We start from the raw sequence: 25,677 nt of genomic DNA on the forward strand, positions 1-25,677 counted from the left end.
CGCGGATGGCGGCCGAAGCCTTTTTCCTTCCGGTCGCCGCAGGTCAGCGCTTCTGCCTGTACTACGCGCCGGCGGGCGAAACGCGGGCGGTGTTCCTGTATCTCCATCCGTTTGCCGAAGAGATGAACAAATCGCGCCGCATGGCCGCGCTGATGTCGCGCCGGCTGGCGGAACACGGCCTCGCGGTATTGCAGATCGATCTCGCCGGCTGTGGCGACAGCAGCGGCGATTTCGGCGATGCGAGCTGGCAAGCCTGGCTGGACGATATCGCCGCCGCGCTCGACTGGCTGCGCGTGCGCCATGACGCGCCGCTGTGGCTCTGGGGCCTGCGCAGCGGCTGCTTGCTGGCGGCCGAGGCCGCGCGACGCACAGAGGTTGCCGCGAACTTCCTGTTCTGGCAGCCGGTGATCACCGGCAGGACATTCCTGCAACAGTTCTTGCGTCTGAAGCTCGCCGGCGAAATGCTCGGCGGCGAGGCCAAGGGCGTGATGGCCACGCTCAAACAACGGCTCGCCGCCGGTGAAGCCGTCGAGATCGTCGGCTATGCGCTCTCGCCCGCCCTCGCGCAGGGACTGGAAAGCGCGACCCTCGCACCGCCGAACCGACCGGGGCGGTTGTTGTGGTTCGAGCTCTCATCCCGCGCCGACGCAACGCTCGCCCCGGCCTCGCAAAAGTGCCTGGAACAATGGCAAGCGGCGGAATTTTCGGTCGCCAGTGCCGTGTTGCCAGCGCCGAGTTTCTGGCAGACCACGGAAATCGAGGAAGCGCCGGCGCTCATCGAGGCGACACTGGCCGCACTGCAAACATGAACATCCGCGAAGAGCCCCTCCGCTTCGCCTGCGAGGGTGAAATGCTGTTCGGCATCCTCGCCCGGCCGGAACAGCCGGCCGGCCTCGGCGTCGTCATCGTCGTCGGCGGTCCGCAGACGCGCATCGGCAGCCACCGGCAGTTCGTGCTGCTCTCCCGCGTGCTCGCTGGCGCGGGTTTTCCCACGCTGCGCTTCGATGTCCGCGGCATGGGGGACAGCAGCGGCGAAAAGCGCAGCTTCGAGCAGATCACGCCGGACATCGCCGCCGCGATCGATACGCTCCGAACCGCCTGTCCGACGGTCGAGCGCGTCGTGCTCTGGGGACTGTGCGATGCCGCCTCCGCCGCGCTGCTCTACGTCGAGGCGACGCGCGATGCGCGCATCGCGGGCTTATGCCTGCTCAACCCCTGGGTGCGCTCGGCAGCCACGCTGGCAAAAACGCAAGTCAAGCACTATTACGGCCAGCGGCTGCTGCAGCGCGAATTCTGGACGAAGCTCTTCACGGGACGGTTAAACCCGTTCGCCGCGCTCGGCGAACTGTGGCGCAAACTCGGCCAGGCGTGCGCCCGGCCCGAGCAACCCTTGGGCTTTCAGGAACGCATGGCGCGCGGCTGGCGGCATTTCCCCGGCCGCATCCTGCTGATCCTGAGCGGCAACGACTACACCGCGAAAGAATTCCTCGAATATGCCGCCGGCGATGCAAGCTGGCGTGGGCTGCTGGAACAGAACGGTGTCACGCGCTGCGACGTGCCGGATGCCGACCACACGTTTTCCTCACAAAAGTGGCGCAATTCCGTGGAAAATGCCTGCATCGACTGGCTCAAGCGAAATGAATAAGCAAACCGACATCCTCTACCTCGGCCACCCGCGCTTTGCCGACCGCGAGCTCGCCGATCTCGCCGCGCGCGAGGGCATCGCGGCCGCCTGGCAACGCGCCTTCGAGCAACATGGCGCCGCCGCGCCCGCCCAGGCGACGGGTGATTTCGCGGTCGCCGTCGCGCTCGCCGACGGCCGCCAGTTCCTCGCCATCGACCGCTTCGCGATCCAGACGCTGTGTTACCGCATCGTTGACGGGCGGCTGACCGTCGCCGCGCGCGCGGACGAGCTCGGCGCCAGCGAACTCGATCCGCAAGCGCTGTTCGACTACCTCTATTTCCACGTCATCCCCTCGCCGCGCACCATCTTCCGCGACGTCTTCCGTCTGCCGCCCGGCCATTGTGCGTCATTCGCAAACGGCCGCTTGAGCGTCGCTCCCTATTGGCAGCCTGATTTCGCCGAAGTGCGCAACCCCTCCTTCCCGACGCTGGCCAAGGAATTCCGCGCGCTGATCGAACAGGCGGTCGCCGAGCGGCTCGCCGCCGGCCCCGCCGGTTGTTATCTCTCCGGCGGCACCGACAGCTCGACGGTCGCCGGCATGGTGACGCAGATCCGCGGCCAGCCGGCCGACACTTATTCGATCGGTTTCGACGTCGCCGGCTATGACGAAATGGAATACGCGCGCATCGCGGTCAAGCACTTCGGCACGCGCCATCACGAGTACTACGTCACGCCGGACGATCTCGTCGCCGGCATGCCCAAGGTCGCGGCAAGCTACGACCAGCCCTTCGGCAACTCCTCCGCGGTGCCGGCCTACTACTGCGCGCGCATGGCGCAACAAGACGGCTATCAACGCATGCTCGCCGGCGACGGCGGCGACGAGCTGTTCGGCGGCAACGCCCGTTACGCCAAACAGCGCATCTTCGGCCTCTACGACCATCTGCCGCTGATCCTGCGCGAGGGCTTGCTCGAACCGGCCTTCGCCGACAGCACGGTGTTCGATCACGTGCCGCTGCTGAAGAAAGTCGCCAGCTACGTCCGCCAGGCGCGCGTGCCGATGCCCGAACGCATGCAGACCTACAACCTCCTGATGCGCATGGGGCTCGAAAACGTCTTCACGCCCGAATTCCTCTCCCGCGTCGATGCCGCCGAACCGGCACGCCACCAGCGCGAAGTCTATGAAGCCGTTCCTGCTTCGGCTTCGCTCGTCAACAAGATGCTCGCCTACGACTGGCGCTACACGCTGGCCGAAAACGACCTGCCCAAAGTGATCGGCTCGGCGCAACTGGCTGGCATCGAACCTGCTTTTCCGCTGCTCGATGACCGCCTGCTGGAATTCTCACTGCGGTTGCCGACCTCATACAAGCTGAAAGGGCTCAAGCTGCGTTGGTTCTTCAAGGAAGCGCTACGCGGCTTCCTGCCCGACGAAATCATCACCAAGAAGAAACACGGCTTCGGCCTGCCCTTCGGCCCGTGGGCGGTCGCTCACCCGGCACTCAACCGGCTCGCTACCGATGCCCTCAATGGCCTCGCCGACCGCAACATCATCCGGCGCGACTTCATCGACCGCCTGCTCGAAGAGCATCTGCCGGCGCATCCGGGCTTCTATGGCGAACTGGTGTGGATCATGACGATGCTGGAGCTATGGCTGCGGGCCCAGCCGGATGACATCGGCCTGAGTCAGCCATGACGGAACCCGGCGCTGGCAAGACGGCACAGCACATCACGCTGGCGCTCTTTTTGGCCCTCACGCTCCCCAGCGCCCTAGCCGACACCCTGCGCGTCGGCCCGCACGAACGCCTCACGCGCATCGCCGAGGCCGCCCGCCTGGCCAAGGACGGCGACACGGTGGAAATCCTCCCCGGCGAATATCGCGGCGATGTCGCCGTCTGGCTGCAAAAGCGGCTCACTGTGCGCGGTATCGGTCAGCGGCCCGTTTTGATCGCCGACGGCAGCAGCGCGGAAGGGAAAGCCATCTGGGTCATCCGCAACGGCGAATTCCACCTCGAAAACCTCGAATTCCGCGGCAGCCGCGTACCGGCCGGCAACGGCGCGGCCATCCGTTTCGAAGGCGGCAGGCTCACCGTGCGCGACTGCGCCTTCATCGACAACCAGATGGGCATCCTCACCAGTAACGACGGCGTTTCCGAACTCGTCATCGAGCACAGCCGCTTCGCCGACGCGCCGCATCAGATGCATTCGCTGCCGCACCTGCTCTATGTCGGTCGCATCGCCCGCGTCGAGATCCGCCACAGCCGTTTCGAAAACGGTTTTCGCGGCCATCTGGTCAAATCGCGCGCGCGGCAGAGCCTGCTCCACGACAATCAGATCGTCGACGGCTCCAGCGGCGAAGCTTCCTACGAGATCGACCTTCCCAACGGCGGCATCGCCACGATCACCGGCAACACCGTCGCCCAGAGCGCGAAGACCCAGAACCCCGTGTTGATCTCTTACGGCGCCGAAGGCGATGTCTGGCCCGACAATGCGCTCACCCTGCGCCACAACGTGCTGATCAGCGATGTCCTGCCCGGCGGCTGGTTCCTGCGCGTCCATGGAGACAAATTCCCCACCCCGCCCCGCCTCGACATCGGCGACAATGAAACGCACGGCATTGGCATCCTGACTCCTGCCGAAGCAACAAGCCGATGACAGGAACTCGGCTCTGATAGGACGGCATGCTGCTCGACACCCTGATCTTCGATCCCAGCTCTTGCGGTTTTCCCAGGCCGCGCCTGCCGCTGCTGCCGATCGGCTTTGACGGAATCGCATTCGCAGCACCGTCGGCATGGGCGCCCACCGCGCACTTCCGCCACTTTTCACGCGGCCGCTATGCCCTGCGCGAAGCCTATCGGCTCGCCGGCATCGGCCCGGGCAGCACCCTGCTCGCGCCAGCCTATCATTGCCGAACGATGCTCGACCCGGCGTTGGCGCTGGGTGCCGACGTGGCACTCTACCCACTGCGATCCGACCTTTCGCCCGATCTCGCCGCGCTCGATGCCCTGGCCGACTCGGCGCCCATCCCCGTCAGGGCATTGCTCGCCACGCACTTCTTCGGTCTGCCACGCGACTTCGCCGCACTCGCCGACTGGTGCGCGGCGCGCCGTATCACCCTAATCGAAGACGCCTCGCACGCTTTCTTCACCGAGCAGCACCGTCCTGCCGGCATCGGCGCCTATGGCGCATTCGTCGTCTCCAGCCCTTACAAATTCCTCCCCAGTCCCGATGGCGGCCTGCTCTACGCACCGGAGGCCGGGCGTCTGCACGACATCGTCCCCAGGGCGCCAAGCTGGCGCGACGAGCTCGCCGGTATCGCCAGCTTCTGGCAAAAAGCCCACAGCGCCTCCCGCTGCGACCTCGCGATGCTGGAGGCCGAGCTCACCGCAAACGCCGCCAACCCGAGTCCCCTGGCCAGCGAGCGCCACGAGTTCGCCGGCCCATCGAGCGACTATCGGCCGGAACATGCCGGCCGAGCAAGTCTGCGCTTGTCTCGGCTACTCTACCGTCATCCCGATATCGCAGCCATCGCCTCGTCGAGACGCAAGAATTATCGTCGCTGGACCACAGCGACCATGAATCTGCCATACTGTCGGCCGCTTTACCCCGAATTGCCCGATGATTGCATTCCTTACATGTTCCCACTGCTGATCGAGCACCCCGAAACCCACTTCTACTGGCTCAAGCGGCTGGGCGTACCGATCTGGCGCTGGGACAGCATGGCCGCTTCGACCTGCCCGACGGCGACGCACTACCGCTTACACTTGTTGCACCTGCCCTGCCACCAATCCCTCAATGAAAGCAAAATGGACTGGATAATCTCGGCTCTCACCAAAGTCGGCGCTGGCAGGACGGCACTTCTCCAAGCATGCCAATGAATCTGATCGCCACCGCAAAGGCCGTCCGGAATCTGACCGGAAAAACCCTCAGCCGACAGCTGCGCGAAGCCATCGCGTTACGACTTGGCAAACAACGCATCGGCATCTCGGAATATTTCGAATATGGCATTTGGGATCCAAAACTGACTGCTGAGCAGCGCGCCGAATTCATCAGCTGGCGGACCAGCGCAGAACTGGACCGCCGTTTCAACAGCGATCATGCACGTGTGCTGGCAAATGACAAGCTGATCAACTACATCATCCTCGATTCACTGGGCTTCCCCTTCCCGCGCCCGCTGGCGACATATTCGGTCAATGGCAGACGCATCGCCAAAGAAACCCTGCTGAAGAGCCGTGGAGATGTCTTCCAATACCTCCAAACCGCCCCCTATCCGCTATTCGTCAAGCCCATTTCGGCCGGCTATGGTCGCGGGGCTGCCGGGTTGGCTGGCTTCGATGGCAAGCAGGTGCGGTTGTTGGATGGCAACAGGGTCGAGTTTGACAAATTTTTCGCCCCCTTCGATTTCCTTCCCTTCCAGGGCATGCTGTTTCAGGAGTGTGCAGAATCCCATCCGGCCATTCGCGAACTGACCGGCAGCGCCGCCATTTGCTGCATTCGGATGATCTGCATCGTTGCACGCTGCGAAACACTCGTTCATACCGCTTTTTTCAAGATCGTCACGGGACACAACATGCTCGACAATTTTTCCCATGGCGATTATGGCAATCTGCTCGCCGCCCTCGATACCGAACGGGGCGTCATTACACACGCCATTCGGCGCATGGGGCCGCAAGGTGCCATCGACAGACATCCTGATACCGGAAAGTCTTTGATCGGCTTCGAAATACCGCTTTGGAGCGAGGCCATTGCCTTGGCCAAGGAAGCATCACGTCATTTTCCAGGGCTGGGCATTCAGAATTGGGATGTCGCCATCACACCGCAGGGCCCCCTGCTGATCGAACTCAACACCGAATCGGAACTCGCCGTACCCCAGGCCATTAGCCACAGAGGACTGATGGATGCACGCCTGGTCGAGGCGCTACAAATCCTCGAAGCAGAACGCCAGGCCATTTTTGAAGCCATGCGCTTGGGTTGGCATTCGAAATGATGGGGTGGGATCTCAAACCGGCACGCGAGCACTTCCCAGCCTTCGCCGAAGCATGGGATCGGCTCAATGCCGAGCTTTATGCAAGCCATCCCATGTTCGACAGCCGCTTCGTCGGTTCCCTGCTCGAACACTTCGGTAATGGCGACGAACTGCTTTGCATCCATCACGGCGCCGGAAGTGTCGATGGTGCTTTGATCGTCCGTCCACGGGGCCGCGGCCGCTGGGCGCTTTTTCTGCCTTCGCAAGCCCAGGCCGGTGCGGTGATGCTGAAAAACGCCAAGTTGCTCGAAACCCTGCTGCTGGCTTTGCCCGGCTACGCCTGGAGCCTCGATCTCCTTTCCATAGACCCGCTCTACTCGCCCGATTGGACGCAGCTAGGCTTGCCACGCATCGTCATGCCACATGCCAACACGATGGCAATTAGCACCCGAGGCGATTTCGCCGCCTATTGGCAAGCGCGTCCAAAAAACTTGCGACACAATATCAGCCGTTATCTACGGCGTGCCAAACAAGTCGCAGGCGCGATTTCGGTTCACTGCTTCACCAAACCGAATGAAATCGCTGAAGCACTGAAGCGCTACGGCGTGCTCGAATCGGCTGGCTGGAAAGGCAAAGGGGGAACCTCCATCGCGCCAGACAATGCGCAAGGCAGGTTCTACACCGACATGCTCGGCCGCTTCGGCGCCACCGGTCAGGCAATGGTCATGGAACTTCATGCCGGCGAACGGCTGGTTGCCTCGCGCCTATTCATTGGCCACCCAACGATGTGGATCGCCCTCAAAACCACCTATGACGAAACACAATCCGCCTTTGCGCCGGGCCGATTGCTGCTGCACGACATGATCGAACGCGCCTTCAACGAAATACCGGATGGCAGCATCGAGTTCTATACCAATGCCACGCGTGACCAGGCCGACTGGGCGACCAGCTTGCGTCCCATCCCGCACCACCAAATCTTGCGCAACGAGCCCATCGCGACTGCACTCATCACCATCAAATCCCTGCCTCATCGCCTGGCAAAAAACCAGAATCGCAATGCTTTCGATCCATTGCAGATTCACAGCTTTCCGAACGTCTCATCCCTGCCGCCCAGCGCCCTGGAACTTTTCGAGCAAGCCGAAACGCGCTATCCGGAATTCGCTGCCGGGTGGTTCGACAACCTCCATCGCAGCGTGTTCGCGGAAGACCCAGGGATGCGTTATTACGTGGCAGAACGCGCCGGAAAAGCCGTCGCCATCCTGCCGGTGCGCCTCGCTCGCTATGGTCTCGTGCGGCGCATCGAGGCGCTTGGCAACTTCTACACGTCGCTCTACAGCCCCATCCTCGGCGAGGATGCCACCGAAGTCGATCTCGCTGCATTGCTGGAAACCGCCAGCCGCAATCATGAGGGCGCCCATGAAATGCGCTTCGCCCCGATGGACCCAGAGGCGCCCGCCTTTGCCGCTACACTCGCTGCTTTACGCAGCATCGGCTGGATACCTTTCCGCTATTTCTGCTTTGGCAACTGGCATCTGCCCGTCTCTGGCAGCTGGCAGGATTATTTCCAGCAGCGCGAAGGGCAGCTACGCAACACGATCAAACGCAAAGGCAAGAAATTCGCCGCTGCTGGCGGCACGCTGGAAATCATCACCGAGCCGACGCAAGCCGAAGCCGCGATCGCCGACTTCATTCACGTCTACTCGCGCAGTTGGAAGAAGCCGGAGCCTTATCCAGAATTCATTCCAGGGCTGATCCGCTGGCTGGCAGCCAAAGGCTGGCTGCGCCTCGGTATCGCGCGACTGGTTGGTCAGCCCATCGCGGCCCAGCTCTGGATCGTCGCCCATGGCAAGGCCTACATTTACAAACTTGCTTACGACGAAGCTCATGCCCAATATGCCCCCGGTACCCTACTCACGGCACACCTGATGGAACACGCAATCGATCGCGATCGCGTGCGAGAAGTCGATTACATGATCGGGGACGATGAATACAAAAAGACCTGGATGAGCAACCGAAGAGAACGCTGGGGGATCGTCGCCATCAACCCAAGAACTTTTCAAGGAGTCTTGCAGCTCCCTAAACAAATCATTGGCCAGGTGATCCGTCTGATGCGCGAGAAGAAGGAAGCTCAGGCTGGCTGACAGCAGGCGATGGCAGATCTTTCCATTTCCCGATCTTTTCCAACTTCTGGCGCAACCCCGGCAACTGGAAGCCCAGTTGATAGGCCTTATGCGCGCTAGCAAGCGCTTTGTCGTAATCCCTCAGATCGAAATAAGCCAAACCAAGGTTGTAATACACATTGGCATTGTCTCCAGCCAGGGTCAATGCTTCTTCCAGCTTTTTGGCACCTTGCTCCGTTTCACCCCGTCTGAGCAAATACACACCATAGAGCATCTTCACCATGCCATCGTCGGGTGCAAAACGTTCTGCCCGGTCGAGCCAACAGCTGATGCTATAGCGCGATCCCCTCGGTTTTTCAGTTTTTTCCTTCTTCGCCAGATTCATCATTGCCAGCAAGGCCCGATGGTGATTTGGCGAAGCCCGCAAGGTGTAATCGATGTCCCTGCCCGGGGTGGTAGAAGTGTTTCCGCGCTGCAGGTTTTCGACGAACGGAAGGAAATGAGCGCCTTCGACGATTTCGAGCTTGGGTTTCTCAGTGCGGTAATCGAATGGGCCATAAGCGTTTCGCAGACTGCCGCAGGCTTCCTGCGCCTGCACCGTCGACACAAAGACCGATACGCCAAAGAAAAACGTCATCAATATTGAATACCAATGCATCATTGCGTCCTTTCAACGGTATTCTGACCAGTGAGATAACGTTGCTATCATAGCTCGATAACCTTCACGCACGCTTACCTCATGAAGCGCATCCTGATGATTGCCTATCACTTCCCACCATTGGCGGGAAGCAGCGGTATCCAGCGCACTCTGCGTTTCGTTCAGCACCTCCCCGAATTCGGCTGGGAACCGATCGTTCTGACAACACGGCCTTTTGCATACGAGCGCACCAGTGACGATCTGCTCGCCGACATCCCCACGGGAACAATCGTAAGCCGCGCCTTTGCACTCGACACCGCTCGACACCTATCGATCGCCAAGCGCTACCCCGGCTTTCTTGCACGTCCCGATCGATGGATGAGCTGGAAGTTCGACGGTATTCGTCGAGGATTGAAGTTGATTCGCCAATACCGGCCGCAGGTTATCTGGAGCACCTATCCAATCGCCACTGCTCACATCATCGGCGCCGAGCTTCGAAAACGCACCGGGTTGCCTTGGGTCGCCGATTTCCGCGATCCGATGGCTCAAGAAGGCTATCCGGCCGACCCGATCACTTGGCAACACTTCAAACGTATCGAAATGACAGCCATGCAAAGTGCGAGCGTTGCTCTGTTCACAACGCCGGGTGCAGCACGCATTTACCGGGAGCGATACCCGGAAGCAAATGCGCGCATCGAAGTGCTCGAAAATGGCTATGACGAAGAAACTTTTGCAAAAACAGAAGCCGAGCTTCATGATCGTGCGCCTTTGAATCCAAGCAAGTTGACGCTGTTGCACAGCGGCATCGTTTATCCCACGGAACGCGACCCGACGGCACTATTCCAAGCTTTGGCACAACTCAGGCATTCGCATCCCGATCTCGCATCGAAATTGAAGCTGCGGTTTCGCGCAGCAGCACATGACGATCTTTTGCGAACATTGGCAAGCAAATATGATGTCATGGAAAACATCGAGATATTTCCAGCCATTCCCTATCGAGAAGCTCTTGCCGAAATGCTGCGCGCAGACGGCTTATTACTGCTCCAAGCCGCCAATTGCAATGATCAGATTCCTGCCAAGTTGTATGAATATCTGCGCGCCAAGCGACCCATCATCGCACTCACCCCATTGGAAGGTGACACGGGATCGACCCTTCGCCACGCGGGGATTTCGACGATCGCGCCGCTCGATGATCCTTCCGCCATTGAAAGGTTGTTGTTTGATTTTGCAATCAATCCCCGTGTAGGGTCACTAGCCACCGACATTGCAATCAGAGCAGCATCCCGAAAAGGCAGGAGTGCTTTACTTGCGAAGCTTTTAGAAGAAATCGCTTGATCCATTTAACCTAAACCACCACACTGAAGCCATGGATCGCCTGCAAGCATATACAACCTCCCGTCCTGACATTTGTGCAATGGTGCCTGAAAATGCACTTTTGATACTCGACCTTGGATGCAGTGATGGCAGTCTTGGTGCCGCACTTAAACAGATGGGAAAGAATCGCCGAGTTTATGGAATCGAATTGTCATCTGAACTGGCATGCATAGCCGAGTCTCGTTTGGATATGGTGATTGTTGAAGATTTAAATCATGAAAACTGTTTAGCGAAGTTCGCTGATGAAAGATTCGATTGCGTAGTTGCAGCGGATGTATTGGAACATTTAGTTGCACCAGAAAGACTGTTAGCACAAATCACGAATATCATGGCAGATAATGCAACCTTGATCGTCAGCCTGCCAAATATTCGGCATCACTCAGCATTCACTTCCATTTATCTTGCAGGCAGATTTCCTCGTCGCGATAGAGGAATTTTTGACTACAATCACTTGCGCTGGTTCACTCTAAAAGATGCAAGATATTTATTGCAATCTGCTGGATTTACCATTGAGGCCGAACATTACACGCTGCGCGTGGGTGACAAGGGAAGCGGTTTGATCAACAAAATAGCTCTACGCACCTTGTCACCGATTGCTTCTTTTGCTCCAGTACGTGAATTCATGACATATCAGTTTGTTCTTCGCGCACACAATAAATGCCACGGATGAAAACAAACCGGCTCACCATTCTGACTGTCTCGTATGGCCATAAGGCTCTGCTACTTGAAAACATGCGGCTCTCCCAACTATTACACAAAGATTTCCTAAACGATGTCGAATGGCATGTTGCAGAGAATAGTCCGATCGATCATCCGGAGCGCTTCACTGAAAGCGAGGCAGGATTTTATTTACATCCAGGGGACGGTGAGAATGATAAAGGCATCAGCCATCATCACGCCTCTGCACTCAACAATCTGCTGCGCACAGTCAACCTCAATCGTTATGTATTGATTCTTGACCCTGATTTTTTCTTATTATTGCCAGAGTGGGCAAAAGTCATTCCAGATTACATGCATTCTCGTGCCCTCAGTTTTTTTGGAGTGCCATGGCATCCGCGGCATCATGAGAACTATCGCTATTTTCCTGCAGTGCATTGTTTCGCTTTTGACAGTCATGTAATTGATCGTGATTCGCTCGACTTTACGCCTCAACTAGATTTACTCGAATGGAAAGAAGGAAGACTTGCAAAACTTCTCACAAAGATTCCAGTTCTGGGATATCGCATATCGAGAAGAAGCTGGGATACTGGAACACGGGTTTGGAGACGTTATTCCATACTGTCGAACAAGTATGAAGTTGTTACACCCATATACCATCCAGACCCCAGTTTCCTTACTCTCAAAAATCGCCTGATCGAGTCTTTGCTTCCTGATTGGATGTGCTTACTTCCAAAAAGAACAGGTTATTTTGATGAGACGTCTTTCGAAAAACGAGGATGGGTGAATGAACAAATCCCTAATAATTGGGAGGCCTTCATGTGGAAGGACCAACCTTTTGGGCTGCATGTTCGTCGCAGTTTTGCACATCATATGCGTAGTGAAGCAGATGAATTGTCTAAGTTACCTATTATTTTGAAATCAATTATTACCAAAGTCATGCTGAAATAGCGACATTTTCATATGATTTTTTTGCTACACTTTAGTAGTGATAATTAAGAACTCCAGTAAGTTCACACAACCAGTTTCTGTTGTCCGAGGGGCAGCCCTGGTCATTGCCATGCGCTGGACCGATCGGCTGATCGGCATCGCCAGCACGCTGATACTTGCCCGTCTTCTGGTGCCAGCTGATTTCGGCATCGTCGCGATGGCCTCTTTGGTCGTTGCACTCATCGACACATTACTCGATTTGGGCGTTGGCTCTGCGCTGATCCAAAACCCCAATGCCGACCGAGAGGATTTCGATACTGCCTGGACGCTGCGTTTATGCCAAGCCCTGGCCGCAGGATTACTGATCGCCTTGCTCGGCGCACCTCTTGCTGCGGAATATTTCAAGGAACCTCGGGTAGAAAACGTCCTCTATTTGATGTCGCTGACGATCGCGCTTGGCGGCCTGGAAAACATCGGTATCGTCGCTTTCCAGAAAAACATGGAATTCGGACGCGATTTTCGCTTCTTTTTTTTGCGCAGGCTGTCAGGCTTTGCAATCACCGTCGTCTTGGCATTCTGGCTGCGGTCCTATTGGGCCATGGTCATCGGTGCGCTCTGCGGCCGCATTGCGGGCGTCTGGCTCAGTTATTTGCTGCATAATTTTCGGCCTCGCTTTTCCTTTGCGCGCATCGGTCGAATTTGGTCGTTCTCGCAATGGATACTCGTCCGTAACTTGGGCACATATGGTGCGCAACAGACTGACAAATTACTCGTCGGTCGTTTCAATGATGCAGGAGCCATGGGCGCTTACTCACTTGCCGACGAGATCTCGGCAATGCCGACGAACGAGGTGTTGATGCCTTTAGGGCGGGTATTGTTCCCCGCCTTCGTGCGTGTGATCGACAAACCCGCCGAGTTGCGGCGTGCATTTTGTCTTGCCTTGGGCGTGCAAGCTCTTGTCGCGCTGCCTGCCGGCATTGGTCTTGCACTGGTGGCACCGATCGCAGTTCCTCTGCTACTTGGTCCACAGTGGGCTGCGGCAATTCCGTTCGTGCAATTGCTCGCTTTGATGAACATTGCGGTGGCATTGACACATAGCAGCGGTTATCTACTTCTCGCTCTTGGCAAGGTACGCTTGCAGGCGGTGATCTCGTGGTTGCAATTTGGCGTGTTAGCCACTCTGGCCGTATTCGTTTTTCCATCGGGTAATGCTGTCTGGATCGCCGGAATCCGGCTGGCCGTTTCTTTCATCGCGATGTGCCTGTTGCTCTTCCTCGTGCTCAAGGCGCTTCCTTTTCTGACCTGGCGCGACCTTTTCGCACATTCTTGGCGACCAGTTTGTGCTTCAGCGGCCATGGTTGGGGTGCTTTCGATCACGCAGTGGCCAGCTTACTGGTCTAGCGCCGTAATCTTTGTTGCAACGATCGCACTCGGCGCGACCGCCTATGCGCTGACCATCTGGCTGTCTTGGCGTGTTGCCGGCATGCCGAAAGGGGCGGAAAGCTATCTACTGGGAAAACTTGCTTTCAAACGTTGGCCGGGATCCAGGCATTCCTGACCAACTGCGCCATTCTGCGAAAACCGTTTGCAGCCCATGGCGTAAACCTGGGTAGCTGGAACACATCGCTGCCCTTCCTTGCCACGCCATACCCTGTAGTCACTGCCCGCTTGAAACCCGCCGTCTTGACCAAAGAAATATGGCGCTCTGTGTAGTCCCGCCCGGGTTTCCCATTCGGATAGGCAAAAGATGTCAATGAATTGCCGATGATGGCTTCCAGTAGGTGCTTTCCTGTGACGATTTCGTCATATGCACGTTTCTCGTCGAGCGTGCTCAGGATCGTGTGCGCGTTCGTGTGACCACCGATTTCGATCCCTCTGTCACTCATATCACGCACTTGCTGGCTCGTCAGCATGATGTCGTGGGGCAAATCACTACATCCGGAAGCCTCCAGAATTGTCTTGACCTGTTGATCGCGCAGTTCTGGCGTGCTCAACTTGATGCGACTCAGTATTGCGTCGATCGCCGCCTGCTTTTGTTCGAGACTATGGATCGGATGAACACCCAGACCGATGGAACCCAGATCCAGTTCCGGTTTGGTGGTCGCAGCAATCGCATCGATGACTGCGTCGTTGAACATGCGGCCGCCGTCGAGATAGCCCGTGGCAATGAAAACTGTTGCCGGCAGACGATATTTTTCGAGAATCGGTACTGCGATGGTTAGATTATCGGCATAGCCATCGTCGAAAGTGATACAGCATGCCCGATGAGGCAAACTGCCCGATTGCAAGCGATCGACCGCTTCCGGTAGCGGTAGCACGGAAAAGTTATCCGCAACGAAGCGCATCAAGGCATCGAATCGCTCCGCATCCGGCTCCCCTCGCCGCAAAGGGTCGGGTGCCGGCAGCACACGGTGGAAGATCAGCGTCGTCAGCGTCTGCTCACGAGGCCAAAAGAGCAATGGCAACTTTTCGATCATGTCGCTCTAGCCGCGGGCTCGGCTTTACGCCGAAAACTGAGCATTTCCCGGAGTGTGACCTCCTTTTCAGTCTCCCAGGCGCGCTTTTCCACCCACTTGCGTGCCAGCACCACCATCACCATGATGTTGTAAGGCAGGTCGAAATAAGGCATAGAAAGAAACGCACCCCCGACCGCGAAGCCTACGAGGCTCACCTGAGCCATTGCGCCAAGGTCGCTGGCCCATTGGGTTTGTGGCTGAGCCTTGCCATGCTTGCGTAGCCAGCCGGCCGAACGATAGGTGGTAAGCCAGAGCAGCAGATACAGTATCAGGCCCACGAAGCCGTGATTACCCAAGATCTGGAAATAGATGCTGTGCGCGGCACGCACGATGTCTTCATATACGCCATACATCGAAAAGAAATATGGATGCTGATAAGACATGCCACCACCGAAGAAATGGTTCTTGGCCACTTCCCAACCCACGATCCAGGCATTGATGCGCCCCATTGCCGAAGCATCCTGCTCATAGGTCTGGATAGTCCGCATCCGCTCCCACCAGGTTTCCGGCATGAAGGGTAGGAAGACAGCCACCATCAGCATGATCAGCATGCCCAGCAGCAGTTTTCTCTCGCTGCGCCACCACAAAAGGGCAGTCATTGCCGCAATGGCCAACAAACCGCCACGCGAGTAACTGCCAATTGCCGCAATGGCACACAATACCATGATAGCCGTGACTGCATGCCGTTGCCACACCGAAAGCAGCTGTAATTGAAGGAAATGCAGCAGCGGGATCGTCATGATCAGGGCCAAGGCGAAATGGTTGTTATCCGCCACGAAAGATTCGGGTGGGCCCCAAACACGGTAATTGCCTGCCGTCAGCAGGGTAAACAGCCCACCCTTGGCTCCAAGCAAAGCGAGTGACAGCGTCGTCACCCACGCGAAAGCGATGATTTTCTGTTTATGGTTCAGCAACATTAGGGCGACGAAGGTCATGAGATAAATTTTGATCACCTTGTCCCACTGTGGATAGTCACCGGCCGTGTCGTAACCCGCCAGCCAGGAAATCGTCATCCAGATGGCGAACAAAAAAAGGATGATGGTAGGCGCTCCTTGGAAAGGGGATTGCCGGTATTTCGTAAACAACGTACCGATCAGCACTGATACCGCCACAATCGCCGCCACAGGCGAGGTGTAAGCGATGCCCCAAGCGTAACGGTGAGGGTTCATGATGCTGACCCAGGTCCAGAGCAAGATGCCGATCCATGGTCGCCAAAGCGCCACGGCTGCGCCGATAAGAATGATCGAAAGAATGATCAGGTCACGCACTAGTGGCCCTCACGACTGATTCCATGACCTCCAGTGCCTGCTCAGCCCAACGAGACCAGCTGTGAGCTTCTGCATGGCGGCGTATTGCATCTTCGTCATAATCGGTCTCAGCAATCTTGTTCAGCGCATTGGCAAATGTTTCAGGTGAATAGTCTTCAACAACAAGACCCAAATCCGGACTGCTTATCGCATCCTTGGCAGAATCGACATTAGTGGAAAGAATCGGGCGCCCACAAGCCATAGCTTCGAAATAAACAGTAGGCCAACCTTCGTGGAGGCTAGAAAGAAGCAGCCAATCTGAAGCTGCCATCCATGTAGCAACTTCAACATGAGGCCTTTTGCAAACCCAGAAAATTCGATCGTCAACGCAGAGTTGTCGAGCCTCCTGCTCTAAACGGTATCTGTTTGGCCCTTCACCCAAAAAAATCACATATGGAAGTGGAAGCTGCAAGTAACGTAGTCGATGTAATGCCTTGATAATCAGTGACTGATTTTTTATGTCGATCAGTGCAGCAACACAAATTCCTATTTTTTCATCTAAAGGAAGGTTTAGCTTTTGCCTGCACTCAACTTTATTAAGCGGTTTAAATTTTTCGGTATCTACCCCATTAGGAATAAAAATAGCGTTTTGCTCATTGCAGCCTAGCTCGATAGACTTGGATCTAAGGCTATTACTAACTGATAATACACGATCTGCTGATTTAAGCGTCCATCTGAGCATAGTACCTGCAAATGGCAGTTCTGGATAAAGACGCAAATCAGACCCATGACAGGTCACCAGACAAGGGCGCTTCAAGTATTTTGCGAGTTTGACAGATGCATAGCCATCTGGATACGCAAAATGCCCATCTATAACATCTGGATTCCAGCCTTTGAAATCTTCTAAGAAATTACGCCTGATCGCAATGGTCATAGCAACACCCTGCGACCAGGTTGCAATTTTTGGTATGGATAAATAACGAGGGTAAGTAGCCGATAATCCTCCTTCAAGCTTTCCATGCAATTCCACAGCACTCCATTTATTCCACTCCGAGGGTCCAGGCATCGAAGCTGGGAACCATGGTGTAGGAACCATAACTCTTACATCGACATGCCTTGATAGAGCCTTTGCACGTTCTAAGCAAAAAGTGCCGAGAGTTGGAAATGCCTTACTAGGGAAAAGCCGCGTCAGCATTAAAACTTTGAGCCGAGACATGTCTTTATTCTGCTTCTACCAAGCTTTGGTAGAGGTCAAAATAGTTTTTCAACATGACTTCCATTGAATAGTTCTTAGATATAAATTCCACTGCAGCAGCGCCGAGGGCTTTACGTTTCTCATGATCAGTAGCAAGAATTAATAATAATTTGACCAAGGCAACCTCATCGCCAGCCTCAAAAAGAAGAGCTGCACGACCTTTGTCAGTAATTTCAGGTATACCTCCGACACGTGTTGCAATGCACGGAAGACCACAAGCCATTGCTTCACTGAGTGCGTTAGGGTGGGCTTCACTATCACTCGGAAGAACAAAAATATCCAGATTATTTAGAAATTTCTGAATATTTTTGACATGTCCTAATAAACGAACATTTCTAGTCAGTCCTAGCGAATCTATCAATTTCTCAAGCGCTTGACGTTCCCTACCCTCACCTGCAATATCCAGTTGTACATCGATTCCTTGATTTAAAACTTGAAAGCACGCGCGAATCAACAACGCTTGATTTTTGACTGGAGAAAGACTGCCTACGGTACCAATCCTCAAAGGCCCCCCAGTATGACGTGGATCCCTTTTTGGATAAAAGATTCTGGTATCGACACCATTGGGGATGATATCTATATCGGAGCCACATAGCCCAAGATGATGAACTAGAAATTGCTTCGAACCCTCACTAACGGTAAAAATGTGCGTGGTTATCATGCTGAGCATTCTACTTAGCAATCGCCACCGCATTGGCACGGGCTTAACTTCTGCAATACCATGAAAACTGAACACAATGGGCACAAGCGGATAAGTCATTAAGCGAGCGAACGCTATTTCGGGCCATGCCCCAAGATTTCGCGCGTGAATGACAGATGGCGCTTCGTTCTTGATCAGACGACGCAGCCGGAATGGGATATGGGGGTCATGCGGCCCCGCATGCATACAATGAATACGCACAGACAGATCAAATCGATCCCGAATAATCGCATCACCTTTTAGCGCAATGATGCTATGAGTAGTTCCGTAAGGTATCAGCCCATTGACGACCCTAGCGAGAGCAAACTCCATTCCTCCTGGCTGGAGGGTTGGAACGACATGGACCACATGAAAAGAGCGATTCATTTCTTATTCATTGACACTAGAGCGATTTCAATTCCCAATGCGTAACAATATTTCCCAAACGAGAGAGAACATTTGCAACTACAAAAATCAATATCAAAGAAGCAAGAAAGCGCAAAACTGCAAATGTACCAAAATTTATAAAAAGATAAGTATGAATTAAATATATCTCTAATATTGAAGAATAAAATATTGTAGCCCAAGAAAAGTACGTTCTTGATACTTGCCCTCGCTCAAGCCAAATCACAATTGAGATAGAAATAAGAAATATAAATACTATATTGGCATGCTTAAAACCCACAGCATTTAGAATCAATATTACAAAGACATTTACACTAGTGATTAATAACCATAACCGCGCAGACCCTTCCAGTGGGTATCTTGCCGAATATACGCCAAACCAAAAAGCAAATGCGGTAATCCAGAGTGCATGCCCTACATTAACCGCATAACTTAGGAATAAAGTTAAGAATAAGAATGATGTAATTAAAACAGTAGCTTGTCGTGGTTGATTAAGCCATCGATACAAGAATGGGTAAAGAAGATAAAAAGTAAGCAGGAGTGTTAAAAACCACAATCCAGCACCAAACGGGCTGTCATTGGAAAACCCCAACCAATTAATCCATCCGCTCATGCCAAGCAAATGAACCACAGTCTGCCAAGTCCAGATTCCATCTCTATCATTCACCAAAAAAAACAGCAACAAAAAGCCTTGTGCAATCCAAAAAGGAATGACTAAGCGCCTGAGCTTGTTTAGCCAGAATGATTTATAAGAAAAGTGATAGCCATATTTCTTTGTAGTGAAATATGCGGATGAAAAGGCAAAGACAAAAAGACCAATCGTCACAGGCACCCAGAGTAAGCTTCCTTCGAAAAAATGACCACCGACTACCAGAAGGATAGACAATACCTTTGCTACTGCAAAATTGAAAGATGTTTGCGAGCTGATGACACCCATGCAACTATATGCTCAGTGAGGGATTTGTCTAACTAAAGTTTCCAGCGTCATGAGACGTCGCCACTGTTCGTTTCGAAACTTGGCTTGAACATTATCCAATTGCTTAAGGTAACTCATCTCTGGAAGAAAAAGCCCGGTATTTAGTAGCTCTAATGATTCAAATGCTTTAGCCAAGCCACTTTCATAAATAAAGCCAGCAACATCTTCGCTAGTATGAACCGTGGATTGGAGATTAAGGGTAGAAATGCGGAGCCTGAGTCCTAGTCGAGGTGCCAGTTTGCTCCAGACCTTTCCGCCGTAATGGCCAAGCATTGGTAGAAAGCGCCAAACGTTGAATAGCGTAGCGGGAGCGGGAGGATAACCATGTTCAAGTGGTATGTTCGCCAACGGCGGGGCAAAGCGTTGAAACAGGCGGCGCACGAGCAGGCTGCGAAAGCGCGCGTCGGCCCGGGCAGCGAGGATCGGATCGAGCACCTGGGCAAAGGCGATCGGTGAAAATGCCGGCCAGAGTTGATTGGTGCTGCTGGTGATGCGCCCCTGCCAACGCTGCATACGCAGGGTGTAATAAACGCAATCCATTTGCGTCGTGTTGGGATAGTTGATGATGGGCACAATGGCACGGCTGGCGACTTCGGCCATATGGGACGCGAGATCAAGCTGTGCGGCAGGTGAAAAAATCGATTTGTCGTAGGGAATGGCGGCAAAGCGTTTGCGCGCGACCATTGCAACATCGAGTGGATGACGTCGTGCCAAGCGGGGCCAGAGCAGTTCCCACCAATAACCGCGCGCCAGCTCGCCGAACGAGCCGTTGAGACTCATGCCATGTTCATTGGCGAGTCGGCGGTGGATGTGGAGGATGCGAGCGAAGTCGAAAGCATCATATTCGCCATCGGTCATGCGCACGGCAGCATCGAATTCCTCGGCGGTTGGCAGCGACGGTGAGCTGATGTTCTGGTGCTTCAGACCGAGTGCCGAGGCAATTCGCGCAGCAACCGTGACATCCGGATGATCGCTGCTCCCCGAGACGGTAGTATGGAACGGCCGCTGTGCATCGAGCAGGCCAGCCAGCAGCAGACGTGAATCGTAGCCGCCGGTGAGATCGGAAACGAGGGGCTCGCGGGTATCAGGCAAGGCTTTGAGCACCTCGACCAGAGCGGCATGGGTTCGGTCGACAGCATCGTCGAGTGCCAGACTTTCCGGCTCGATAGCCGAAAAATCCCAGTAGCGACGGCTCCGCGCACCGTTGGCATCGATGGTCAGCACCGTGGCCGGGCCAATCTTGCGGACATCGCGCCACAACGACCGGTCTTCGTAGATGATGCCGGTCGCGATGAATTCATGCACTGCGAGGGGATCGAACGTGCTCGGTGCGCATTGCGCCAATACAGCGGAAGAAGTACAGACGGCTACGCCATCTGCCAACTGCCGCCAATATATATGCAGGCTGCCACAGCGATCGGTGATGACATGCACCTGACGGCTGCGCTGGTCGACGATGAATATCGCAAACAAGCCCTGTAGACGGCACGCCAAACCATCCGCGCCATGGGTGAGGTATTGCTCGATCAGCCAGCTTCCGTCGCGGCCTTTTTCAGCCGGGAGAGGCAGCCAGGTGCCGAAATCGGCGATCCAGACTTGGTCGTCTGTTGAACGGGTGATGCGTTTGTCGGTTGTCTTTGCCGGCGGCGCCACCGCGAGGGAAGCGTTGGCAGAAATTGCGCTATCGCTGATCTTCACTCCTTTGAAGCTGCATAACGCTTGGACGCCTTTTTGGAAACTCGGCACTTCAAATTGGCCGGCAGCAGGAACAAACAGGAAGGCGTGGCTCATCGCGAGAAGTGCTTCCGGAAAAAGTGTTGCGATCGATTATACGGACTACATGGAGGTAACAGTTTTATCTACGAAGGTGCCGTTCCGCCAGCGCCGACTATGCGCTGGCGAGAATCTGCCGAAATAGTGCCAATTGCCCGGCGGTGGTCGGCTGCCAGCGAAGCGCTCGGCATAGGCACGGGTGAGGTTGCGGGACGGCATGCCAGATCGCAACCGGCCTATGGCACGCACGATGCCATTGGCGCTGCGTTCATCCATCAGCACACCGGCTTCGGGGGCTGCGACGACTTCCGGTGTGCCCCAGACCTTGCTGGCGACGACCGGCGTGCCGCAGGCCATGGCTTCGAGCAGCACGTTGGCCCAGCCTTCGCGGCTGGAGGCGAGTACCAGGCAATCGACAGCGCTGTAGAGGGTGCGCAGCTGGGTTTGCGGCATGGCGCCCAGGAAATGCACTCGCTCCGTCATGCCCAGACGCGCAGCCAGCGCGCGCAGGCGGGTTTCCTCTTCGCCGCCGCCGGCGATGAAAAGCTCGGCATCCGGAATCTGCGCCAGTGCTTCGATGACGAGGTGGTGGCCCTTGCGTTCGATGAGGTGGCCGACCGAAGCGATGGTGAAACGGTCGCTCATGCCGAAGGCAGCACGGGCCTGTCCGCGGTCTTCGGGATGGAAGAGTTCCAGATCGACGCCGTTGCGCAGCACGGTGATCTTTTCCGCCGGGGCGCCGAGTTCCACCAACGCATCTTTGAGCGCCTGGCAGACGGTGATCATGTGGTCGCACTCGTGGGCGGCCTGCAGGATCATGCGGCGCGGTTTTGCGAATCGTGGGATCAGGTTGATGTCGGTGCCGCGCGCGGTGATGACCACGGGTTTGCGAAGCGTCTTGCCGATCAAGGTGGCGGCGACACCGTCCGGATAGAAGTAGTGGGCATCGATGAGATCGAAATCGAAGCCTGCGGCGATGAGCTTTCTTGCCGCTGCCAGTCCGCATCGGGCGAGGCTCGCGGGCGCCAGGTTCATGCCAATCTTCGGCAGCAGCAGGTAGCGCGGATGACCGACCTCGATGCCGTGGCGACTTTCATGGGCCGGCACGGCGGCATGCTTGGCGTATTCACCGAAACGCGGGTGTTTGAAGGGAAACCACGGCACGGGGGCGACGACGCCGGTTTCGACTGCGCCGCTGGCCAGCAGATGCCGCAGCCTTGTTTCGACGAAGATGCCGTGGCTCGGCCGTACGCTGCTGGGATAGAGGGTGGAGAAGAGGAGCGTGCGGATCATGGAGATCGCTGTGCCGTCCCGCCAGCGCCGGGTTTTGACCTTACCTGCATTTTTTACACAGCCTCGATCCGTAGTCCAGCCCTCCCTGCTGCTTCGAGCTGTCGTGCGTCTGCCGATACGAAAACATCCGCCTGCAATGCAACGGCGCTACCGATATGAAGGGCATCCATGCCACGCAGAGCATTCGATTCGAGGCAGGCTATCGATTGGGCCAGCACCTCTGGCGTCAGATCACAAATCGCGGCATCTTCGATGTCCGCCAGCAGCAGGGTTTTTAACTGCCGATATTGTGTGTCGTCGACTTTGCCCTCACGGCGCAAGCGACAGAAAACAGAAATAATCTCGGGCAGCGCAATCGCGGAAAGCCCGATTTCCGTCGCCTGATCGCACCACTCTAGTACTTTGTCGGTACCGGCTTCGCTGATGTAGCGCTTGGCGAAGGCCGAACTGTCGAAGAAAACGCGCACCGGAAAGCACTCTTACAAACCGGCCTGGCGTTGTTCGAGAATCATGCGGCTGATCGAAACGCCATCCAACACCAAAGGCTGCGCCTTGCGGCGTTTCCATAAGGGCAGATCAGCCACCACGGGGACGATATCGGCAATCGGCTTGCCGTTGCGCAGCACACGCACGGTTTCTCCCGATTCGACAATGTCGAAATAGGCTTTGGCGTGGTTACGGACTTCGGTGAAGGTAGCCTGTCTCATATCCGTCTAGTAATCAGATTCGTGTAATCATACATCTTCATCTGGTACTGCCAGCGGCTGGATTTTTCGTGGTCTGACACTGGATTTTTATTGTTGTTTGCAATCTTGGGAGTCACCCTCCCAATTTTGCAAGGATGTTTAGCCTTTGGCCACCAACACTTCATAAACACGCTGGTAATTCGCCACGCTGTTCCTCCAGTTCCGCTCTTGCTCGACGAAGCGCCGGCCGGCGGCCCGGTAGGCGGGCCACTGCTCGCGTCGTGACAGCATGTCTTCGACTGCAGCAGCCAGCGCGCCGGCATCGCCGGCCTTGAACAGGCGACCGGTTTCACCGTCACGGATCAGTTCCCTGTGGCCACCGACATCCGAGGCGACGAAGATGCGCCCCTGCGCCATCGCTTCGAGCGGCTTGAGCGGGGTGACGAGCTCGGTGAGCCGCATCGAATGGCGCGGATAGACCAGCAGGTCGATCAGATCGTAGTAACGGCTGACCTCCTGATGCGGCACGCGGCCGGCAAAGACGACCTTGTCGGCAATGCCTAGACGTTCTGCCTGCGCCTTGAGGTTCGCCTCCTGCGGGCCACCGCCGACGAGTAGGATGCGCAGATCGGGGCGGCGCGCGAGCATCGCGGGAAAGGCTTCGAGCAGCAGGTCGAGGCCTTCATAGGCATAGAACGAGCCGATGAAACCGATCACCGTCGTGCCGTCGAGCGAAAGCCGAGTTTTGAGCGCGGGATCGGGCGCGCCGGAAAGCTGGAAGTTTTCGATGTCGACGGCGTTGGGAATGACGGTGACCTTCTCGGCGGGGATGCCGCGGGCGAGGATGTCCTGGCGCAACCCTTCGCAGATCGTGAAGGCATGGGCGACACGCTGCAACACCCAGGTTTCGAGCTTGCGTGTCAGGCGATAACGCAGGCTGCCTTCACGCGTCGTGCCGTGATCGACGGCGGCATCTTCCCAGAAGGCGCGGATTTCATAGACCACCGGGATTCCCAAGCGCCTGCCGACGCGCAGTGCCGGGATGGCATTCAGCACCGGGGAATGGGCGTGGAGGATGTCGGGGCGCAGTGTGCGGGCAAGCTGCTCGAGCCGGGCCGCGGTGGCCTCGATCTGGCGCAGTTCGTTGAGGATCGGCGGTGCGGGGGGCGGCACTGCGGTGCGGTGGAATAGCAGGCCGTCGACTTGTTCGGCTTCGGCTGTCACGCTGCCCTGCTTGGGCGAGGTGAGATGATGGGTTTCCCACCCCAGCGCACGCTGCTCGCGCAGGATGGCAGCCGTGCGGAAGGTGTAGCCGCTGTGCAGCGGAATCGAATGGTCGAGGATGTGCAGGATGCGCATCAGCGGTTCCCGGCTGCCAAAGCGTCGGCCAAGATGGCGACGATGCGTTCTGCCGCCCGACCATCCCACAGTTGCGGTCGACGGCCTTGCTTGCCCTGTCCGGCGAGCACCTTGCGAGCTTCCGTGACGATGCGCGCCGGATCGGTGCCGACCAGGGTGTTGGTGCCCTCCTCGATGGTGATCGGGCGTTCGGTGTTTTCGCGGATCGTCAGGCAGGGCACGCCGAGGGCGGTGGTTTCTTCCTGCAAGCCGCCGCTGTCGGTGAGCACCACCACGGCATCCTTCCAGAGGTTGAGGAAGGGCATGTAACCTTGTGGCGCGACGAGGGTGATGTCGGGTCCCAGATCGATGCCGAATTTTTCGAGGTTGGCGCGCGTGCGCGGATGCACCGGAAAGATCAACGGCAGTTCGGCAGCGATTTCCTTCAACGCCGCGGCGATGCGCGTCATCGTCTCAGGTTCGTCGACGTTGCTCGGCCGATGCAGGGTGAGCACGCCGTAGCGCGCATGGCGGCGCTTGAAGGCATCGGTTTCGAAGTCGGTTTCCATGCGCGTGAGTTTTTCGGCCTGATAGAGCAGGTTGTCGACCATCACATGGCCGACGTGGTGAATCGCACTGTCGGGCTTGCCTTCACGGCGCAGATGTTCGATGCCGCTCGGTTCGGTGACGAAGAACCAGTCGGCGATGCTGTCGGTGACGAGACGGTTGATTTCCTCGGGCATCGACATGTCGCCGCTGCGCAGGCCGGCTTCGACATGGGCGACCGGGATGTGCAGCTTCTTGGCGACGATGGAACAGGCCAGCGTGGAATTGACATCACCGACGACGAGCACTGCGTCGGGCATTTCGGCCTGGCAGAGTTCTTCGAAGGCGACCATGATCTTCGCGGTCTGCTGGGCATGGCTGCCGCCGCCCGCGCCCATGAACACATCGGGCGCCGGGATGCCGAGCTCTTCGAAGAAGACGTCGTTCATTTCGCGGTCGTAATGCTGGCCGGTGTGGATGATCTTGAAGCCGAGCCCGCCGTGGGCCTGCAAGGCGCGCACGATCGGGGCGATTTTCATGAAATTGGGCCGCGCGCCAGCGACGAGATAGAGCATGTGCATTGTGTAGCCGTTTCTGTTGGTTATACGATCATTCTGGGGTGCCGCATTCCGCCTGACAAATTGCCGACCATGCCGTCCCG

Annotated in this window: 23 protein-coding genes; 11 read left to right on the top strand and 12 right to left on the bottom strand. The window is 56.5% G+C overall.

Annotated elements, in window-relative coordinates; translation table 11 throughout:
• Positions 1-5: 5 nt before the first annotated feature.
• From EL335_RS07975 to EL335_RS08005, 7 genes are read left to right on the top strand one after another with little or no spacing between them, the layout of a single operon-like run.
• Positions 6-809: a hydrolase 2, exosortase A system-associated gene (locus EL335_RS07975; protein ID WP_126445739.1), complete on the top strand. Its 804-nt coding sequence runs from the start codon at positions 6-8 to the stop codon at positions 807-809.
• The gene (locus tag EL335_RS07980; protein ID WP_126445740.1) at positions 806-1,645 is read left to right on the top strand and encodes a hydrolase 1, exosortase A system-associated; all 840 of its coding nucleotides are present in this window, start codon (positions 806-808) and stop codon (positions 1,643-1,645) included. Before EL335_RS07975 ends, EL335_RS07980 begins: the two co-directional genes overlap by 4 nt.
• The gene (locus EL335_RS07985; RefSeq protein ID WP_126445742.1) at positions 1,638-3,314 is read left to right on the top strand and encodes an asparagine synthetase B family protein; all 1,677 of its coding nucleotides are present in this window, start codon (positions 1,638-1,640) and stop codon (positions 3,312-3,314) included. Before EL335_RS07980 ends, EL335_RS07985 begins: the two co-directional genes overlap by 8 nt.
• Positions 3,311-4,273 carry a right-handed parallel beta-helix repeat-containing protein gene (locus EL335_RS07990; protein ID WP_126445744.1) on the top strand — a complete coding sequence of 321 codons (963 nt, stop codon included), beginning with the start codon at positions 3,311-3,313 and terminating at the stop codon, positions 4,271-4,273. Before EL335_RS07985 ends, EL335_RS07990 begins: the two co-directional genes overlap by 4 nt.
• Positions 4,274-4,299: 26 nt before the next feature.
• Positions 4,300-5,496, top strand: coding sequence for a DegT/DnrJ/EryC1/StrS family aminotransferase (locus EL335_RS07995; protein WP_126445746.1), 1,197 nt, complete (start codon positions 4,300-4,302; stop codon positions 5,494-5,496).
• Positions 5,493-6,605, top strand: coding sequence for a sugar-transfer associated ATP-grasp domain-containing protein (locus tag EL335_RS08000; RefSeq protein WP_172600061.1), 1,113 nt, complete (start codon positions 5,493-5,495; stop codon positions 6,603-6,605). The genes EL335_RS07995 and EL335_RS08000 overlap by 4 nt, the downstream gene beginning before the upstream one ends.
• Positions 6,602-8,725, top strand: coding sequence for a GNAT family N-acetyltransferase (locus EL335_RS08005; RefSeq protein ID WP_148103021.1), 2,124 nt, complete (start codon positions 6,602-6,604; stop codon positions 8,723-8,725). The genes EL335_RS08000 and EL335_RS08005 overlap by 4 nt, the downstream gene beginning before the upstream one ends.
• Here the strand turns inward: EL335_RS08005 and EL335_RS08010 are convergent.
• Entirely contained in the window at positions 8,670-9,365 is a 696-nt protein-coding gene (locus EL335_RS08010; protein ID WP_126445752.1) for a tetratricopeptide repeat protein, read from the bottom strand. The genes EL335_RS08005 and EL335_RS08010 overlap by 56 nt on opposite strands.
• Positions 9,366-9,443: 78 nt before the next feature.
• Between EL335_RS08010 and EL335_RS08015 the strand changes: the two genes are divergently transcribed.
• Genes EL335_RS08015 through EL335_RS08030 form a run of 4 tightly spaced genes read left to right on the top strand, consistent with a single transcriptional unit; the run spans position 9,444 to position 13,860 of the window.
• On the top strand, positions 9,444-10,676 hold the full coding sequence (locus EL335_RS08015; protein WP_126445754.1) for a glycosyltransferase: 1,233 nt from the start codon (positions 9,444-9,446) through the stop codon (positions 10,674-10,676).
• Between the two features lie 31 nt (positions 10,677-10,707).
• Positions 10,708-11,385, top strand: coding sequence for a class I SAM-dependent methyltransferase (locus EL335_RS08020; protein WP_126445756.1), 678 nt, complete (start codon positions 10,708-10,710; stop codon positions 11,383-11,385).
• Positions 11,382-12,323 (top strand): hypothetical protein, encoded by a 942-nt coding sequence (locus EL335_RS08025; RefSeq protein ID WP_126445758.1) that lies wholly within the window; start codon positions 11,382-11,384, stop codon positions 12,321-12,323. The genes EL335_RS08020 and EL335_RS08025 overlap by 4 nt, the downstream gene beginning before the upstream one ends.
• Positions 12,324-12,360: 37 nt before the next feature.
• The gene (locus EL335_RS08030) at positions 12,361-13,860 is read left to right on the top strand and encodes a lipopolysaccharide biosynthesis protein (RefSeq protein WP_284155291.1); all 1,500 of its coding nucleotides are present in this window, start codon (positions 12,361-12,363) and stop codon (positions 13,858-13,860) included.
• Here EL335_RS08030 and EL335_RS08035 read toward each other — a convergent pair.
• From EL335_RS08035 to wecB, 11 genes are all read right to left on the bottom strand, one after another.
• Entirely contained in the window at positions 13,829-14,779 is a 951-nt protein-coding gene (locus EL335_RS08035; RefSeq protein ID WP_284155292.1) for a polysaccharide deacetylase family protein, read from the bottom strand. The genes EL335_RS08030 and EL335_RS08035 overlap by 32 nt on opposite strands.
• Positions 14,776-16,086, bottom strand: a complete 1,311-nt coding sequence (locus EL335_RS08040) for a putative O-glycosylation ligase, exosortase A system-associated (RefSeq protein WP_126445762.1) — start codon at positions 16,084-16,086, stop codon at positions 14,776-14,778. The genes EL335_RS08035 and EL335_RS08040 overlap by 4 nt, the downstream gene beginning before the upstream one ends.
• Positions 16,079-17,281 carry a glycosyltransferase gene (locus EL335_RS08045; protein WP_126445764.1) on the bottom strand — a complete coding sequence of 401 codons (1,203 nt, stop codon included), beginning with the start codon at positions 17,279-17,281 and terminating at the stop codon, positions 16,079-16,081. Before EL335_RS08045 ends, EL335_RS08040 begins: the two co-directional genes overlap by 8 nt.
• 4 nt (positions 17,282-17,285) lie before the next feature.
• On the bottom strand, positions 17,286-18,386 hold the full coding sequence (locus tag EL335_RS08050; RefSeq protein WP_126445766.1) for a glycosyltransferase: 1,101 nt from the start codon (positions 18,384-18,386) through the stop codon (positions 17,286-17,288).
• A gap of 16 nt (positions 18,387-18,402) precedes the next feature.
• Positions 18,403-19,341 (bottom strand): acyltransferase family protein, encoded by a 939-nt coding sequence (locus tag EL335_RS08055; protein WP_126445768.1) that lies wholly within the window; start codon positions 19,339-19,341, stop codon positions 18,403-18,405.
• Between the two features lie 12 nt (positions 19,342-19,353).
• Positions 19,354-21,171, bottom strand: a complete 1,818-nt coding sequence (locus EL335_RS08060; protein WP_126445770.1) for an asparagine synthase-related protein — start codon at positions 21,169-21,171, stop codon at positions 19,354-19,356.
• A gap of 45 nt (positions 21,172-21,216) precedes the next feature.
• Entirely contained in the window at positions 21,217-22,446 is a 1,230-nt protein-coding gene (locus EL335_RS08065) for a glycosyltransferase family 4 protein (RefSeq protein WP_284155293.1), read from the bottom strand.
• A gap of 53 nt (positions 22,447-22,499) precedes the next feature.
• Positions 22,500-22,913: a type II toxin-antitoxin system VapC family toxin gene (locus EL335_RS08070; RefSeq protein WP_126445772.1), complete on the bottom strand. Its 414-nt coding sequence runs from the start codon at positions 22,911-22,913 to the stop codon at positions 22,500-22,502.
• Between the two features lie 12 nt (positions 22,914-22,925).
• On the bottom strand, positions 22,926-23,153 hold the full coding sequence (locus EL335_RS08075; RefSeq protein ID WP_126445774.1) for a type II toxin-antitoxin system Phd/YefM family antitoxin: 228 nt from the start codon (positions 23,151-23,153) through the stop codon (positions 22,926-22,928).
• Between the two features lie 138 nt (positions 23,154-23,291).
• Entirely contained in the window at positions 23,292-24,491 is a 1,200-nt protein-coding gene (locus EL335_RS08080) for a TIGR04063 family PEP-CTERM/XrtA system glycosyltransferase (protein WP_126445776.1), read from the bottom strand.
• Positions 24,491-25,597 (bottom strand): non-hydrolyzing UDP-N-acetylglucosamine 2-epimerase, encoded by a 1,107-nt coding sequence (gene wecB, locus EL335_RS08085; protein ID WP_126445778.1) that lies wholly within the window; start codon positions 25,595-25,597, stop codon positions 24,491-24,493. The genes EL335_RS08080 and wecB overlap by 1 nt, the downstream gene beginning before the upstream one ends.
• Positions 25,598-25,677: the final 80 nt, after the last annotated feature.

The sequence above is a fragment of the Sulfuricystis multivorans genome, from assembly GCF_003966565.1.
Taxonomy (GTDB): Bacteria; Pseudomonadota; Gammaproteobacteria; order Burkholderiales; family Rhodocyclaceae; genus Sulfuricystis; species Sulfuricystis multivorans.

Coding starts and splice junctions, on each gene's coding strand:
- EL335_RS08000 (WP_172600061.1), top strand. CDS start 5,493: ATGAATCTGATCGCCACCGCAAAGGCCGTCCGGAATCTGACCGGAAAA.
- EL335_RS08050 (WP_126445766.1), bottom strand. CDS start 18,386: ATGAATCGCTCTTTTCATGTGGTCCATGTCGTTCCAACCCTCCAGCCA.
- EL335_RS07985 (WP_126445742.1), top strand. CDS start 1,638: ATGAATAAGCAAACCGACATCCTCTACCTCGGCCACCCGCGCTTTGCC.
- EL335_RS08035 (WP_284155292.1), bottom strand. CDS start 14,779: ATGATCGAAAAGTTGCCATTGCTCTTTTGGCCTCGTGAGCAGACGCTG.
- wecB (WP_126445778.1), bottom strand. CDS start 25,597: ATGCACATGCTCTATCTCGTCGCTGGCGCGCGGCCCAATTTCATGAAA.
- EL335_RS08080 (WP_126445776.1), bottom strand. CDS start 24,491: ATGCGCATCCTGCACATCCTCGACCATTCGATTCCGCTGCACAGCGGC.
- EL335_RS07980 (WP_126445740.1), top strand. CDS start 806: ATGAACATCCGCGAAGAGCCCCTCCGCTTCGCCTGCGAGGGTGAAATG.
- EL335_RS07995 (WP_126445746.1), top strand. CDS start 4,300: ATGCTGCTCGACACCCTGATCTTCGATCCCAGCTCTTGCGGTTTTCCC.
- EL335_RS08045 (WP_126445764.1), bottom strand. CDS start 17,281: ATGTCTCGGCTCAAAGTTTTAATGCTGACGCGGCTTTTCCCTAGTAAG.
- EL335_RS07975 (WP_126445739.1), top strand. CDS start 6: ATGGCGGCCGAAGCCTTTTTCCTTCCGGTCGCCGCAGGTCAGCGCTTC.
- EL335_RS08025 (WP_126445758.1), top strand. CDS start 11,382: ATGAAAACAAACCGGCTCACCATTCTGACTGTCTCGTATGGCCATAAG.
- EL335_RS07990 (WP_126445744.1), top strand. CDS start 3,311: ATGACGGAACCCGGCGCTGGCAAGACGGCACAGCACATCACGCTGGCG.
- EL335_RS08075 (WP_126445774.1), bottom strand. CDS start 23,153: ATGAGACAGGCTACCTTCACCGAAGTCCGTAACCACGCCAAAGCCTAT.
- EL335_RS08060 (WP_126445770.1), bottom strand. CDS start 21,171: ATGAGCCACGCCTTCCTGTTTGTTCCTGCTGCCGGCCAATTTGAAGTG.
- EL335_RS08020 (WP_126445756.1), top strand. CDS start 10,708: ATGGATCGCCTGCAAGCATATACAACCTCCCGTCCTGACATTTGTGCA.
- EL335_RS08010 (WP_126445752.1), bottom strand. CDS start 9,365: ATGATGCATTGGTATTCAATATTGATGACGTTTTTCTTTGGCGTATCG.
- EL335_RS08065 (WP_284155293.1), bottom strand. CDS start 22,446: ATGATCCGCACGCTCCTCTTCTCCACCCTCTATCCCAGCAGCGTACGG.
- EL335_RS08055 (WP_126445768.1), bottom strand. CDS start 19,341: ATGGGTGTCATCAGCTCGCAAACATCTTTCAATTTTGCAGTAGCAAAG.
- EL335_RS08005 (WP_148103021.1), top strand. CDS start 6,602: ATGATGGGGTGGGATCTCAAACCGGCACGCGAGCACTTCCCAGCCTTC.
- EL335_RS08015 (WP_126445754.1), top strand. CDS start 9,444: ATGAAGCGCATCCTGATGATTGCCTATCACTTCCCACCATTGGCGGGA.